At 52.2% G+C, this 15179-nt stretch carries 14 protein-coding genes; 8 read left to right on the top strand and 6 right to left on the bottom strand.

From position 1 onward, the window contains the following. Nucleotides 1-528 precede the first annotated feature (528 nt). A complete protein-coding gene (gene uspA / locus IMQ33_RS20025; RefSeq protein WP_021181773.1) occupies nt 529-963 on the top strand; it encodes a universal stress protein UspA in 435 nt (144 codons plus the stop codon). A 182-nt stretch (nt 964-1145) separates the two neighbouring features. Next, a complete protein-coding gene (gene gdhA, locus IMQ33_RS20030; RefSeq protein WP_021807409.1) occupies nt 1146-2489 on the top strand; it encodes an NADP-specific glutamate dehydrogenase in 1344 nt (447 codons plus the stop codon). A 69-nt stretch (nt 2490-2558) separates the two neighbouring features. On the opposite strand, the gene IMQ33_RS20035 is transcribed toward gdhA, so the two are convergent. From IMQ33_RS20035 to prlC, 3 genes are all read right to left on the bottom strand, one after another. Further along, a complete protein-coding gene (locus IMQ33_RS20035; RefSeq protein WP_196061863.1) occupies nt 2559-4451 on the bottom strand; it encodes a bifunctional UDP-sugar hydrolase/5'-nucleotidase in 1893 nt (630 codons plus the stop codon). Nucleotides 4452-4851: 400 nt separating this feature from the next. Further along, nucleotides 4852-5598 carry a 16S rRNA (guanine(1516)-N(2))-methyltransferase RsmJ gene (rsmJ, locus tag IMQ33_RS20040; RefSeq protein ID WP_196061848.1) on the bottom strand — a complete coding sequence of 249 codons (747 nt, stop codon included), beginning with the start codon at nt 5596-5598 and terminating at the stop codon, nt 4852-4854. 8 nt (nt 5599-5606) lie between these two features. Continuing rightward, nucleotides 5607-7649 carry an oligopeptidase A gene (gene prlC, locus IMQ33_RS20045; RefSeq protein ID WP_196061849.1) on the bottom strand — a complete coding sequence of 681 codons (2043 nt, stop codon included), beginning with the start codon at nt 7647-7649 and terminating at the stop codon, nt 5607-5609. A gap of 422 nt (nt 7650-8071) precedes the next feature. Between prlC and IMQ33_RS20050 the strand changes: the two genes are divergently transcribed. After that, a complete protein-coding gene (locus IMQ33_RS20050; protein WP_065684042.1) occupies nt 8072-8551 on the top strand; it encodes an Hcp family type VI secretion system effector in 480 nt (159 codons plus the stop codon). Nucleotides 8552-8582: 31 nt separating this feature from the next. On the opposite strand, the gene IMQ33_RS20055 is transcribed toward IMQ33_RS20050, so the two are convergent. From IMQ33_RS20055 to IMQ33_RS20065, 3 genes are read right to left on the bottom strand one after another with little or no spacing between them, the layout of a single operon-like run. Then, nucleotides 8583-9089 carry a hypothetical protein gene (locus IMQ33_RS20055; RefSeq protein ID WP_196061850.1) on the bottom strand — a complete coding sequence of 169 codons (507 nt, stop codon included), beginning with the start codon at nt 9087-9089 and terminating at the stop codon, nt 8583-8585. Nucleotides 9090-9107: 18 nt separating this feature from the next. Beyond that, on the bottom strand, nt 9108-9602 hold the full coding sequence (locus IMQ33_RS20060) for a DUF1240 domain-containing protein (protein WP_196061851.1): 495 nt from the start codon (nt 9600-9602) through the stop codon (nt 9108-9110). Continuing rightward, a complete protein-coding gene (locus IMQ33_RS20065) occupies nt 9599-10474 on the bottom strand; it encodes a hypothetical protein (protein ID WP_196061852.1) in 876 nt (291 codons plus the stop codon). Before IMQ33_RS20065 ends, IMQ33_RS20060 begins: the two co-directional genes overlap by 4 nt. 302 nt (nt 10475-10776) lie before the next feature. Here IMQ33_RS20065 and IMQ33_RS20070 point away from each other — a divergent pair, with 302 nt between their 5' ends. The 5 genes from IMQ33_RS20070 to gatB all read left to right on the top strand — a co-directional run bounded on the left by IMQ33_RS20070 (nt 10777) and on the right by gatB (nt 15177). Further along, a complete protein-coding gene (locus IMQ33_RS20070) occupies nt 10777-11619 on the top strand; it encodes a 23S rRNA (adenine(2030)-N(6))-methyltransferase RlmJ (RefSeq protein ID WP_021181782.1) in 843 nt (280 codons plus the stop codon). Nucleotides 11620-11812: 193 nt separating this feature from the next. Next, a complete protein-coding gene (locus IMQ33_RS20075; RefSeq protein ID WP_098929494.1) occupies nt 11813-12667 on the top strand; it encodes a tagatose bisphosphate family class II aldolase in 855 nt (284 codons plus the stop codon). 437 nt (nt 12668-13104) lie between these two features. Next, entirely contained in the window at nt 13105-14406 is a 1302-nt protein-coding gene (gene gatZ, locus IMQ33_RS20080) for a tagatose-bisphosphate aldolase subunit GatZ (RefSeq protein ID WP_098929492.1), read from the top strand. Then, nucleotides 14399-14896: a PTS galactitol transporter subunit IIA gene (gene gatA / locus IMQ33_RS20085; RefSeq protein ID WP_098929490.1), complete on the top strand. Its 498-nt coding sequence runs from the start codon at nt 14399-14401 to the stop codon at nt 14894-14896. The genes gatZ and gatA overlap by 8 nt, the downstream gene beginning before the upstream one ends. Further along, on the top strand, nt 14893-15177 hold the full coding sequence (gatB, locus tag IMQ33_RS20090; protein WP_021181786.1) for a PTS galactitol transporter subunit IIB: 285 nt from the start codon (nt 14893-14895) through the stop codon (nt 15175-15177). Before gatA ends, gatB begins: the two co-directional genes overlap by 4 nt. Nucleotides 15178-15179 lie beyond the last annotated feature (2 nt).

The following is a 15179-nucleotide window of genomic DNA, read 5'->3' on the forward strand; positions in this document are numbered from 1 at the left end:
CCCGGACACCCGCCGGGCCAACGGCCCTACTTCATACCTTATGCTGCCGGAGCCTTGGCTCCCATCCCCCTAGCACCTTACGGACCCGAATCTACCCACAACCTCTGACCGCTTGATGAACAGGCCTTACAGCGATCAGAGGAAATAAGTGGGGTCCACATTCACTAGTGTAGAATAATGAAACGCAAACAGATCCCGGTGGCGTATAAAATTTACAGTCAGGGCCAAATTCTTCATCTACCCGCTCTCCGCTCGGATAACCGTCATAAGCTATACTTTGAGCAACAATGCTTATAATTCAATCGGTCAAACGGCGGATAGCCGTATAAGCCATAGGATTTTTTGCCCCGGCGGTGTAAAACGGATGGGGTAAACGTATAAACAAGGGTGATTGATGCGGTGCAGTGTGATCGCCCCAACATATCATTATGTTATCTGGATGGTACTATGCAGGTAAGGCGAAAGCGCCAAGCTGGAACACTGAATGCCTGCCCCCTTTAATCGGCATTATATGGAAGGAGTATTCTCATGGCTTACAAACACATACTGATTGCGGTTGACCTATCACCGGAAAGTAAAATCCTGGTCGAGAAAGCGGTATCAATGGCGCGGCCGTACAATGCCAAAGTCTCTCTGATCCACGTTGATGTAAACTATTCCGATCTGTATACCGGCCTGATCGACGTCAATCTTGGCGATATGCAAAAGCGTATTTCCGAAGAAACCCACCATGCGTTAACCGAGCTGTCGCAAAATGCAGGCTATCCCATCACCGAAACCCTGAGCGGCAGCGGCGATCTGGCGCAGGTGCTGGTTGATGCGATTAAAAAATACGATATGGACCTGGTATTGTGTGGACACCACCAGGATTTCTGGAGCAAATTGATGTCCTCTGCGCGCCAGTTAATCAATACGGTACACATTGATATGCTGATTGTGCCGCTGCGCGACGAAGAAAAGTAAGTATTCGCTAACCTGTTTGGCCAACGCCCGCCCTGCGCGGGCGTTTTTCATGGTTTCCTGTTATTTATTGCTTGTTAATCAGCCACCCCACAGTGATATAGTCGAGGGAGACACAACATCCTCCCCAACTGTGAGACACATCATAAAAACAGGGGAACCAATATGCTAAACAGGAGCTATCCATGGAACAGGCTGTATCGCTAGAATCCTTTCTAAAATCCTTACAACGTCATAACTCGCATCAACCGGAATATCTGCAGGCAGTGCGTGAAGTCTTTACCTCTCTGTGGCCATTCATCGAGCGTAACCCCCATTATCGTGACCACGCCCTGTTAGAGCGCCTGGTAGAACCTGAGCGTATCATTCAGTTTCGCGTCAGTTGGGTCGACGATCAGGGCAAAGTACGGGTAAACCGCGCCTACCGTATCCAGTTCAACTCCGCCATTGGGCCGTACAAAGGGGGGATGCGTTTCCACCCTTCGGTTAACACCTCCATTCTGAAGTTCCTCGGTTTTGAACAGACCTTCAAGAATGCCCTGACCACGCTGCCTATGGGCGGCGGTAAGGGGGGGTCAGACTTTGATCCCAAAGGCAAAAGCCAGGGCGAAATCATGCGCTTCTGCCAATCGCTGATGACCGAGCTTTATCGTCACCTGGGCCCAGATACCGACGTGCCAGCCGGGGATATCGGCGTAGGTGGCCGCGAAGTGGGCTTTATGGCCGGCATGATGAAAAAACTGTCCAACAACACCAGTTGCGTATTCACCGGCAAAGGCCTGTCGTTCGGCGGCAGCCTGATCCGCCCGGAAGCTACCGGTTACGGCCTGGTGTACTTCACCGATTCAATGCTGCAGCGTCATGGCCTGGGCTTTGAAGGGATGCGTGTCGCGGTTTCCGGCTCCGGTAACGTGGCGCAATACACCATTGAGAAAGCGTTGGAGCTGGACGCGCGAGTGATCACCGTTTCCGATTCCGGCGGTACCGTAGTGGATGAAGCTGGCTTCACCACTGAAAAACTGGCACATCTGGCCGAAATCAAAAACCAGCGCTATGGCCGGGTTGCCGATTACGCCCGCGAGCGTGGCCTGACCTATCTGGCCGGTGAAAGCCCGTGGAACGTGCCGGTGGATATCGCCCTGCCTTGTGCCACCCAGAACGAGCTGGATCTGGAGGCCGCACAGGTGCTGATCCGCAACGGGGTCAAAGCCGTGGCAGAAGGCGCTAATATGCCAACCACCATCCAGGCTACCGATGCCTTCCTGGAAGCGGGCGTGCTGTTCGCACCGGGCAAAGCCGCCAACGCAGGTGGTGTTGCCACTTCCGGGCTGGAGATGGCGCAAAACGCCGCGCGCCTTAACTGGCGGGCAGAGAAGGTCGATATCCGTTTACGTCACATCATGGCGGATATCCATCAGTCCTGCGTCGAGTACGGCGGTGAAGGCAAGCAAACGCATTACGTTCACGGCGCCAACATTGCCGGGTTCGTCAAGATTGCCGATGCGATGCTGGCTCAAGGCGTGCTCTAACCTTACCCTTGAATGAGAAATGCCGGCGAATATGCCGGCATTTTTTATCAGGTTGGCAGTGGCTTAGCCTCAATTAATGGCTTCGATAATCACCAACCGATCGTTCAGCCGCTGTTTGATGACCGGATCGGTCGCCGCTTGCGCCTGTTTTTGCAGCGCCGCAACCTGTTGCTTCATCATTTGCGGATCGCTAAATAGCAGTTCTTTGACGTTGATGGAGGCCACGTTGGTATAGCGCCCATCATCGGTGGTTGGCACGCTGATTTTGCCGTCATTGAGCAACTTGTCCACAATCTTGCGCTCACGTTCATACCCTTCCAGCCCCACCAGCTTCCAGCGGTGCATCGCTTTGCCCTGGTATTCGCCCTTCTTCACCTCGGTCAGATAGCGAATAGTGAGATTACGGATAGTCCCTGCCTCCTCGCCGAACTCCGCTTTGGTATCTGACAGCACCGGAAACTGCATACCCTCCAGTACGCCACCTTTCTGCGTCAGGTGACCCATGCGATAGCTGTTCATCCCCAACTGGATCGGCGTGCTGTCGGTCACCGGGGTGCCATCGTTCAATTTCAACTCGGTAATGCGCTGCCCAACGGGTTTACGCAGATCGATGGTATAGGTCACGCCGTCAAAGAAGTCATTGGTTGAGTATTTGGACGATCGGCGCTGTGGGTTAAAGCTGTAGGTGACATCGCCATCATGCTGCTGGTTGAAGTAGTCCGCTGACCACTCCATGTACTTTTTCAGCTCTTTACCGGTCAACTTGTAGACGGTAATTTCGCCACCGGCATATTGATAGTTGAAGGCGATATCCTTGGCGGTGATAGTGCCTACGTTCAGTTTCGGCCTGTCGTTATCAATCTGCAACGCGATCACCTGGGCCTTAGGCGCATAGTGACGGGCAGCCTCCTGATACAGGGCGCTGATGCCGGTATCCTGAATATGTACCTGTGGAATACCTTTCACCGCATCCGGCGGCACCAGATCCTGGCCGGTCAGCTGCGCAATCGGCCGGTTGGCGTTGGCTCGCAGGATGGTATGGAACGGCTGGTAGATCTCTTCGAGCTTTTTGTCGGAGCTGACGCCTTTGATCGGGTAGGTGTAGCTGTCTTTATTGATCAGCACGTATTTGCCGTTTTGCTGCTCAAATTGCAGATCGATACGCGACAGCGCACGGCCGTATTTGTCCGGCTCGGTGACGATCACGCCGTTGATCACCTCTTTATCCACCTTGACGTGCATATGCCCGGCAACGATCGCCGCCAGCTCTGGGTTGGCCCGCGCGATATCGCCCACGCCGGTGCCCGGCCGCTGGTTCTCATTATCGATCCCCATATGGGCCACCAGCACGATGGCGTCCACCTGGCCGTGGATCTGCTGGATCACCTCTTTCACCGCCTGCACCGGATCGGTAAACGTCAGGCCGTCGATGCGATCGGTGCCCTTGGCAAATTCGGCAGTCATCGGCGTATCCATACCGATAATGCCAATCTTCACCCCCTGGCGCTCAACGATCTTATAGGCAGGCAGGTAAGGCTTGCCGCTGTCCCAGAAGATATTCCCCGCCAGCGCGGTGCCTTTGAACTGGCTGAGTGGGGTTGCCAGCGCCTTCAGGCCAAAATCGAACTCGTGGTTACCCATCACCCATACGTCGTAGTCCAACGCGTTAAAGCCGAGGATCATTGGGCTGGTTTTGTCATTCTTGAAGGTTTCAACAAAGTTGCCCTGAATGGTATCCCCGGCGTCTACCAGGATCACGTTCGGCTGCTGGGCACGGACTTTATGCACCTGGGTGGCAATCTGGCTGAGGCTGCCCGCCAGGTTCTCGGTGTCGGTAGAGTAATCCCAAGGCACGAAGGTGCCATGCAGATCGGAGGTGCCCAGAATGGTGATATTTACCGGTTCAGCGGCCATGGCAGAGGTACTCAAGCAAAGCAGCAGGGAAAGCAGCGTCTTTTTCATCATGTCGTTTCATTATAGTTGATTGTAATTAAACAGGATTATGCGACGCACATCTCAGCGTTACCAGTGACATTGCAGAATGAGCATAGGAAATGTGAGGAGGGTCGATGAATTCCCCCTCACCCCAACCCTCTCCCACAGGGAGAGGGAGCTGTTAGCCCCTGCTTTTTTTGAAGTAAAGAGGTCATCTCATCAAACTCGATCGTCCCAATATCCAAAGTGCGTCACCGGATTTTCAGACACACTCTATCGGTTCCCAACAGGGAGAGAGAGCTGCAACAGTGATGGGAATGAGTTAAGCAATGACAGTTGCAAAGGTCGAACGAACAAGCCAAGCTGTGGCACATTCGGTCCCCTCTCCTTTTGGGAGAGGGTTAGGGTGAGGGGAAAAACGCTTATCTTACAAAGGCATATAAATATCAAAACGGTGATTCTTGGTGTTCGTGGCTGCATGAGCAGGAACGTCGGCCAGCGGAGGGGCATAATCCGGTCGTTTCACCACGACCCTTTTGGTGGCCAGCCTGCGGGCTGGCTCCAGCAAGCCGTCGGCATCATCATCACTGCCCACCAGCGACTGAAATACCCGCATCTCTTTTTTCACCAACGCGCTCTTCTGCTTATGCGGATACATTGGGTCGAGATACACCACTTCCGGGCGTGGATCGAGATCGCTCAGCGCCGTCAGGCTGGAGGCATGAAGCAACGTCATGCGTTCACGTAGCCAAGGGCCGATCTCCGCGTCCTGATAGCCCCGTTGCAGGCCGTCTTCCAGCAACGCAGCAACGACTGGATCACGCTCCAACATGCGAACCTGGCAACCCAGCGATGCCAAAACAAACGCGTCACGCCCTAACCCGGCAGTGGCATCCACCACGCTAGGCACATAGCTGCCTTTAATGCCTACCGCTTTGGCCACAGCTTCGCCACGGCCGCCGCCGAAACGCCGCCGATGGGCCATCGGGCCAGTGATAAAATCGACGTAGATAGCGCCTAGCTTTGGCTCGTCGCGCTTGCGCAGCTCCAACCGTTCTGGCGTCAGCACCAGCGCCATCGTCGCATCTTCGTCGCTGGTTAGCTGCCAACGATCGGCCAAAATAGACAAGGCGCCGGGATCGGCGCCTGCTTCACACAATAAAAACACGCTCACTTGGCGGGTTACCCTTTAATACCGTAATGGCGCAGCATAGCATCCAGCTTCGGTTCACGGCCACGGAAGCGTTTGAACAATTCCATCGGTTCTTCGGAACCCCCGCGTGACAGGATATTATCGAGGAAGGATTGACCGGTTTCAGCGTTGAAAATCCCTTCGTCTTCAAAGCGCGAGTAGGCATCTGCCGACAACACTTCCGCCCACAGGTAGCTGTAGTAACCCGCCGCATAGCCACCAGCAAAGATATGGCTGAATGCGTGTGGGAAACGGCCCCAGCTTGGTGAAGGCACCACCGCCACCATTTTCTTCACTTCGGCCAGGGTTGGCAGGATCTGCGCCCCTTTTTCCGGGCTGTATTCGGCGTGCATACGGAAATCGAACAGGCCAAACTCCAGCTGACGCAGGATAAACAGCGCTGCCTGATAGTTTTTCGCTTCCAGCATTTTGTCCAGCAGGGCTTTCGGCAGTGGTTCGCCAGTCTGGAAGTGACCAGAGATAAATGCCAACGCCTCCGGCTCCCAGCACCAGTTTTCCATAAACTGGCTTGGCAGCTCTACCGCATCCCAAGGCACACCGTTGATACCAGAAACCCCGGCGGTATCGATCTGCGTCAGCATATGGTGCAGACCGTGGCCAAACTCATGGAACAGCGTGGTGACTTCGTTATGAGTAAACAGCGCCGGCTGGTCGCCCAGCGGGCGGTTAAAGTTACAGGTCAGATAAGCCACCGGCTTTTGCAATTCGCCATTGGCTTTGCGCAGGCTGCCGACGCAATCATCCATCCATGCACCACCGCGCTTGTTCTCGCGGGCATACAAGTCCAGATAGAAGCTGCCACGCAGTTCACCTTTGGCATCGAACAGATCGAAGAAACGCACCTCCGGATGCCAGGTATCGACACCCTGACGCTCTTTGGCGGTGATGCCGTAAATACGGTTAACCACTTCGAACAGCCCTTCCAGCACGCGCTGTTCCGGGAAGTATGGGCGCAGTTGCTCATCACTGATGGAGAACAGATGTTGCTTCTGTTTTTCTCCGTAATAACTGATATCCCAAGCCTCTAGCTCATCCACACCATAGTGCTGCTTGGCAAAGGCACGTAGCTGTGCCAGTTCCTGTTCTGCCTGAGGGCGAGCGCGCTTGGCCAGATCGCTCAGGAAACCGAGCACCTGCTCCGGGCTTTCTGCCATCTTGGTCGCCAGTGATTTATCCGCATAGCTGGCAAAACCCAGCAGCTGTGCCAGTTCGTGGCGCAGAGCTAGCGTTTCCGCCATCACTTCGCTGTTATCCCACTTACCGGCATTTGGCCCCTGATCGGAGGCGCGGGTGGTGAAGGCACGATACATCTCTTCACGCAGCGCCTGGTTATCGGCATAGGTCATCACCGGCAAATAGCTCGGCATGTCCAGCGTCAGCAACCAGCCTTCCTGCTCCTTAGCCTGTGCCATCGCCTGGGCTTGGGCCTGTGCGCTTTCCGGCAGGCCGCTCAGCTCATTCACATCGGTGATCAATTTGCTCCAACCCATGGTGGCATCGAGCACATTGTTGCTGTAGGTCGAACCCAGTTCGGACAGACGCGCCACGATCTCGCCGTAACGCTTTTGTTTTTCCTTTGGCAGGCCAATGCCCGACAGCTCAAAATCACGCAGCGCGTTTTCTACCGACTTGCGCTGTGGCGCAGTCAGTTTGGCAAAACCTTCGCCCTCTTTCAGATTACGATACGCCTGGTACAGCCCTTCATGCTGACCCACCCAAGTACCGTATTCGGAAAGCAGCGGCAGCGCCTGTTCGTAAGCTTCGCGCAGTTCCGGGCTGTTTTTTACCGAGTTTAGGTGACCAATAGGTGACCAGATGCGTGACAGGCGATCGTCAGATTCGGCCAGCGGCTGACATAGATTTTCCCAGGTAAACGGCCCCGGTTGTGCCACGACGCGCTCAACCGCAGCACGGCAGTCGGCCAGTGCGGATGTCACCGCGGGGACGATATCTTCAGGGCGAATGGCAGAAAACGGCGGTAAGGCAAACGGTGTCAGCAACGCATTGGTCATAGAGGAAGTCCTGATTAGGGTGGTGGACCCGATGCGCACATCAGGCCAGACAAAGATAAACTTCTATCTAACATGGTGCCAACTGACGGGAAAATCAATGGTCAAGCGTGTGATTGCATCCGTTTCTTCACTAACGCGGATCGTTTAGTGAAGAAGATAAGCCACGATTGCATTAAGTAGGAAGGCGACCCCGCTAAGGACATATAAAACACTCTCATTTTCATTAATACCCATTTCGAGACACGTGCATATGCATACAATGCACTTGATAAATCATTTTTATTTATTGATAAAGCTTATATTCTGAGTTAAAAAATCAAGTCTATGCGCTAAAAACCATGTTAATTAAGCTTAATTTGATACAGAATGGTTTGGCGTTCTTTTTAACCGATCTCAGTCAATTACATTACAAGGAGTTTATGATGGCAAATAATATTTACGTGGCGATTAACGGAAAACAGCAAGGGTTGATATCGGCAGGGTGTTCTACAGCGGATTCAATCGGCAACAAGCACCAGTTAGGCCACGAAAACCAGATACTGGTTCTTAAGCTCGCGCATAACATCAGCCGGGGCGAAAATGTGATGCATAACCCAGTGATTTTTGTTAAGCCTCAGGATAAATCATCCCCTTTGTTTTTGCTGGCTATTTCTAATAACGAGTTGCTTAACCTTAAGTTTGATTTTTACCGCACATCGCAAAATGGTGCTCAAGAGTTGTACTACACGATCGAACTCAGAGAGGCGACCATCGTAGATTTCAACATAAACTATCCCCACTGCTTAACGCATTCTAGTGCACAACCCGAAGAAATTATCTCTGTACGTTATAAAGATATTATTTGCCAGCACCATATCGCTGGCACATCAGGTTATAGCGTATGGGACGACAGAGTTTATTAACGACTAGCTGGGTCTCTTTTACCAAGAGGCCCTAACGTCTATAAACTGCTCTGGGTCTTTTAAGCACTTGGGTTCCTCTTTTCGTACATTCGCTGGCATCTTTAATGTATAGGACTTCACTATTCGGGCCTGATTTCCAGCAGTAACCGTAGCCGTGTACATCTAACACAGTGGTGAAGTGCCAATTAAAAATAATTGCGATTAAGAAATTAAACATAGTTATACGGCAAAACCACACTGTACAGGTTTTAATCTTGGTATAATGTTTATGTCCGTAGAGCTCAGTCTTTCCAGTAATAAGAATATATAAGCCTAGGATCATGAATAATGAATACATTGGTACCCCAGCAATAATATAAGCTTCTAACCTCTGGAATGGCACCACGTCCGGGAAAGTAAACTTTACTTCATATTCTCTAACGATCTCTGGAACAAACCAAAAAGCGACAACACCAAGAAGAATAACCAGCAAAGCACTTAACCTATATTCGATCATTGCATAAATTACTTTAGTTCTGCTTTGCGGTTTTTTTTCCATGTTTTCTTGTCGTTCTTCTCAAGGTGACTCTATTGATTCTATAGCAGACCTTGGTTTTCTCATTAAAGACAACCCTCTTTTTTTACATTCGCTGCCATCTTTGATATAGAGCGTCTCCCCATATATACTTTTTTTCCAACAGATACCATAACCATGTTGATCCAATGCGGTAGTAAAATGCCAATTAAATAGAGTCGCAACAATCATACCAAGCATGGTGATTCTACAAGACCATATCGTTATCATTTTAAACCTAATGAAATTCTTATCACCAGTAAAAAAAGAATATCCTCCTATAATGATAAGCAAGACACTGACTGGCCACGCAGAGATAATATAAGTGCCGAGTCTATTGAACGACACGACTGAGGGAAAACTAAAGCTAACCATGTAGTTATCTACCAGAGGAAAAACCAATAGAACACCCATAACACCGATGAACAAAACTAATAATGCACTTAGTCTTTCTTGCATTGTGGCATTTATCGTATCTTTCCTTTTTGGTTTTTTCATATTTTATTATAAATCAATTGATTATTGGTTCCTAGCAGACCTGATACACGAGGCGTACTTGCCTCCATCTCTCTTATCTTCATTATTATTTTATCAGTCAAACCAAACTTTTCGTCTATGTATTCTATTCCACCGACAAGTATTGCCCCTGCAATTGCAACAACAAAAAAAGCTCCTCCAATACTTCCAACAACGAGCCCAAGTAATATTGGTGTAGCCATTCTCATAATAGCTGCAGTAGCTATAGCTTTAGCGATATCACTAGTTACACTCCCCAAAAATCTTGCCGAAGAGCGTTCATCGCTCAGTATAAACTCCAAACTACGGTAGGCCAAAGAGACATATACGCTCCATTTCACACCCTGAATGATAGTATGATTTATGCCTTTAGTCCCGACCCCAATCTGCACAATTTGCATATTATTTAACGAATAACGCGTTCCATTTAAGATCCGTCTAATACCTGGGTAGCCGGTGATCTTGATTAGCTTCTCACCGTTTCTTCCGACATAAATGATAGCGGCTATCCCAAAGCCCCCCAACTTCCTGACCAGATCCGCCGCAGAATAAAAATCCTTCGCGTTACCGCTATAGGTGGCAGCATATCCCAGATAGTCCAGGCCTTCATCACGGTTGATATTGAGAAAGCCCTCATCAAGCTGCCGATCGCCTCGGCCAAACTCTCCAAAGCACTCCAGAACATCATAGGCTTCTTCTTTGGTAAGCAGCATGATGTGACGCTGTTCGGCATTCATGCAAGCCTGGAATTTTTCTTCCGCAATTCGTCGGGCATAGGCACCATGATCGGGTGGTGTGGGGAAAAGAGTGGAATTATTTCCCGTGAGATAGTTGGGGTATATTCTATCTTTCATCGCGGCCTCCGGTTGCCTTATAAGAAAGTATCTCCATTTACTCATCCACTAATATAATTGAAATTCAGCATTGTATAAAGAACAATCAAAATAATTCCCTTATAGCTATCGCCCATTTTTGCCTATACCGGCGTAGATCCCTCCAGGCTGCAACGCTTTTCGCTTTTTACCAGCAAGGCGGTTTATACTTGGTAGCTTAAATTCGTTGATCTACGAGTTTGCAGTAAACACGCAGAACTCTTTTACATTTAATGAGTTGATTTTATTGAAAATAACTCGAAAATCAGGAAACACAAAACGCCATGTTAAGTTACCGCCACAGTTTTCACGCCGGCAACCACGCCGACGTGCTCAAGCACACCGTTCAGAGCCTGATCATTGAGGCGCTGAAAGAAAAAGATAAGCCGCTGCTGTACCTGGATACCCACTCCGGTGCCGGGCGCTATCAGCTGAGCGGTGAGCATGCCGAGCGCACCGGGGAATACCTGGAAGGCATCGGCCTACTGTGGCAACGTGACGATCTGCCAGAAGAGCTGGCGGCCTACATGAGCGTGGTGCACAACTTCAACCGTTCTGGCACCCTGCGTTACTACCCTGGCTCTCCGTTGATCGCCCGTCAGTTACTGCGCCCGCAGGATAAAATCCATCTGACAGAGCTGCACCCAAGCGATTTCCCGCTGCTGCGTAACGAATTCCAGAAAGACGAGCGCGCCAAAGTGCAACGTGCCGATGGTTACCAGCAGTTAAAATCCCAGTTACCGCCTCCGTCACGCCGTGGCCTGATCCTGATGGACCCGCCGTATGAGATGAAAACCGATTATCAAGACGTGGTGAAAGGCATTCAGGAAGGCTACAAGCGTTTTGCCACCGGCACCTATGCCCTGTGGTATCCCGTAGTGATGCGCCAGCAGATCAAACGCATGCTCAAAGAGCTGGAAGCGACCGGCATCCGCCGTATCCTGCAAATCGAGCTGGCGGTGAAGCCCGACAGCGATCAACGCGGGATGACGGCTTCAGGCATGATCGTGATTAACCCACCTTGGAAGCTGGAACAGCAGATGAACAACGTGCTGCCGTGGCTACACAAGGTACTGGTGCCGTCCGGTATCGGTCACCACCTGGTGAACTGGGTCGTACCAGAATAAGATCGATGATGGTCGCCTGCCTGAGCGGCCATCCGCTTTTCCCTTCGCTATCCCACCCTGCTTGCTCCTTATTTTGCCTCGATCTTTTGCCGATCCTCATCACAACCGCAAAATAACTGTTTGCTTATTTTAACTTTCGATTAGATGATGATAATCGAAAGTTAACGTAATTAAAGAAAACAGGAGGCAGGCGGTGTACATCATTTCGACCAACAATATGCTGCAGAAGGCACAACAACAGGGCTATGCCGTACCAGCCTTCAACATTCATAACCTGGAAACCATGCAGGTGGTGGCTGAAACCGCCGCGCACATGCGCTCACCGGTGATCCTGGCCGGTACGCCCGGCACCTATCTCTATGCGGGAACGGCTAACGTGGTCGCCATTGTCAAACAGTTGGCCACCGAATACCGCATCCCGCTGGCGGTGCATCTGGATCACCATGAAGCCCTGCAAGATATTCAAACCAAAGTACATGCAGGGATCCGCTCGGCCATGATTGATGGCTCGCACCTGCCCTTTGCGGAAAATATCGCGCTGGTGCGGCAGGTGACCGAGTTTTGCCATCGTTATGATGTCAGCGTTGAGGCAGAGCTGGGGCGGCTTGGGGGCGTTGAGGATGGCATCAGCGTCGATGCCAAGGATGCCCGCTATACCTCGCCGCAGCAGGCCGAGGAGTTTGTGCGTTCCACCGGCATCGATTCACTGGCGGTGGCGATTGGTACGGCACATGGGCTTTATCAGGGCAAGCCAGAGTTGGATTTCACCCGCCTTGGGCAGATCCGCGATAAGGTCAGCGTGCCATTGGTGCTGCATGGTGCGTCGGGTTTGCCAGACGCTGATATTCAGCAGGCAATTCGGCTGGGGGTCTGCAAGGTGAACGTGGCGACGGAGCTTAAGATCGCCTTTTCCGATGCGCTGAAACAGCATCTGGCGGAGCATCCGCAGGCCAACGACCCGCGCCACTATATGCAGCCCGCCAAACTGGCCATGCAGCAGGTGGTGCAAAAGGTGATTCAGGTTTGTGGCTGTGAAGGCAGGCTGTGACCTACGCCAACACAGTGATTGCCCCTCCCCCTCTCCCACAGGGTGAGGGGACCGATCGAGAGTGTCTGAAAACTCAGTGACGCACCTTGAATAAGGGGACGATCGCGTTTAATGAGATGACCTCTTTACTTCCAAAAGAGCAGGGGCTAACAGCTCCCTCTCACTAAAGGAGAGGGTTGGGGTGAAGGGCATCCTCTCGTCACAATAACCGCTTTCACTTTATTGCGCATGCCGACTCCTCCTTTCACCATTATTCTGTAATAAACTGATTTTAAATAACTAAATCTACCCTACCCGTTAACTTACCCCCTCACACTGAAAGCACCGGCACGGAAAAATAGCGGTAAAGTTTTCGATCTTGATCACGAATAATAGAAAAGTGCATTGCTAACCTTTCGAAACATTACGATTATATTCGTAAGAAAACGGAGGGTAGAATGAAAAATATAATCGCACGACATAAAGCAGGGGAGCCGATCGGGATCTGCTCTGTCTGTTCGGCACACCCATTAGTCATTGAAGCCGCATTACGCCTGGATCTGCACAGCGATCGCCAGGTGCTGATCGAGGCCACATCCAACCAGGTTAATCAGTTTGGCGGTTACACCGGCATGAAACCGGCGGATTTCCGGCAGTTTGTCTGCGATATTGCGGCAACCGTCGGCTTTCCGCTCTCCCGGCTGCTGTTAGGGGGCGACCATCTAGGCCCGAACTGTTGGCAAAATGAACCCGCCGCCAGCGCAATGGCGAAAGCGGAAGTGTTGATCGCCGACTACGTCATCGCCGGATTCAGCAAGATCCATCTGGATGCGTCCATGTCCTGCGCCGACGATCCGACCCCGTTAGATCCCCACGTGGTGGCAGAACGCGCCGCCCGCCTGTGTCAGGTCGCCGAACGGGTCGCTACCCCAGAGCAAAAACAGCAGCTGACCTATGTGATTGGGACCGAGGTGCCAGTTCCTGGAGGAGAATCTTCCGCCATTGGCAGCGTACATATCACTCACGCGACAGATGCCGCCGCCACGCTGGACACTCACTATCAGGCGTTCCGCCAGGCCGGGTTGGCAGCGGCGATCCCGAGGATCATCGCCGTGGTAGTGCAGCCAGGGGTGGAGTTCGACCATTCACAGGTGATCGCTTACCAACCACAGCTAGCCCGCGAGCTCTCCCAGTTTATTACCACCACGCCGCTGGTCTATGAGGCGCACTCTACCGATTACCAAACGCGTGAAGCCTATCAGCAGCTGGTGCGCGATCACTTCGCCATTCTCAAAGTTGGCCCGGCCCTGACGTTCGCCCTGCGCGAAGCGGTATTTGCTCTGGCCAATATCGAACAGGCCCTGATTGCCCCGGAAAAACGTAGCCAGATCCTGGCGGTGATTGACGCCGTCATGCTCGACGAACCGGATTACTGGAAAAAGTATTATCACCCGACGTTCAGCCGCTCGCTGATCGACCTGCATTTCAGCCTGTCGGACCGTATCCGCTACTACTGGCCCCACCCGCGTATCGCCCAAAGTATGACGACGCTGCTCAATAACCTCGACCAGCAAGAGATCCCCGCTGGCCTGCTGAGCCAATACTTCCCGCTGCAGTATCAGCGCGTGATGGAACGCAAGCTGGCGAAACAGCCCCACGCACTGATGATCGACAAAATTCAGGATGTGCTGCGCGCTTATCGCTTCGGCTGTGCCCCCGCAGAGCAAGCCAAAAACGCCGAGGAGATGGCCCATGCATAACAGCCAACTGTTCGTTCGCACTGGCATCAGCTTTGCCGACGCGCAGCAGGCGCTGGAGCACATTGGCGTCACCATGCTCAACGCCGGGGTCGTTCACAACAGCTACCCGCAGGCATTGCTGGTGCGTGAGAGCGCTTATCCCACCGGCATCGCCCTTGAGCAGCACGCGGTCGCCATCCCCCATTGTGAAGCGGAGCATGCACGTGCCCCGGCTATTTATCTGATCCGCCCTGACCAGGCCGTGCCCTTCGCTCAGGCGGATGATGACGGCACGATCGACGTTGCCCTGATTATCGCGCTGATCGTCACCGACCCGGCGGCGCAGTTAGTTTTACTGCGCACGCTGTTTGGCCAGTTGCAGCACCCTGAGTTTATCGCTGCACTTCTGACCGCCCCCGAGGACCAATTGGGCGAAATTTTTGCCCAGCGGGTTTTCGCTTCGCCCTCCCGACCACAACAAAAAACAGAATATGAAGGAGCCACACTGTGAAACGTAAAATTATCGTTGCCTGCGGCGGTGCCGTTGCCACCTCGACCATGGCCGCAGAAGAGATCAAAGAGCTGTGCGCGGAGCACAACATCGAGCTGGACTTGGTGCAGTGCCGCGTGACCGAGATTGAAACCTATATGGACGATGCCGACCTGATCTGTACCACCGCCCGCGTCGACCGGCAGTTTGGCGATATACCGTTGGTGCACGGCATGCCGTTTATTTCCGGTGTCGGCATCGATGCGCTGAAACAAAAAATACTGACCATTCTGACGGAGTAGCC

The organism is Serratia sp. Res13-Sevr-LER1-36-b (assembly GCF_015673035.1).
GTDB lineage: Bacteria > Pseudomonadota > Gammaproteobacteria > Enterobacterales > Enterobacteriaceae > Chania > Chania fonticola_C.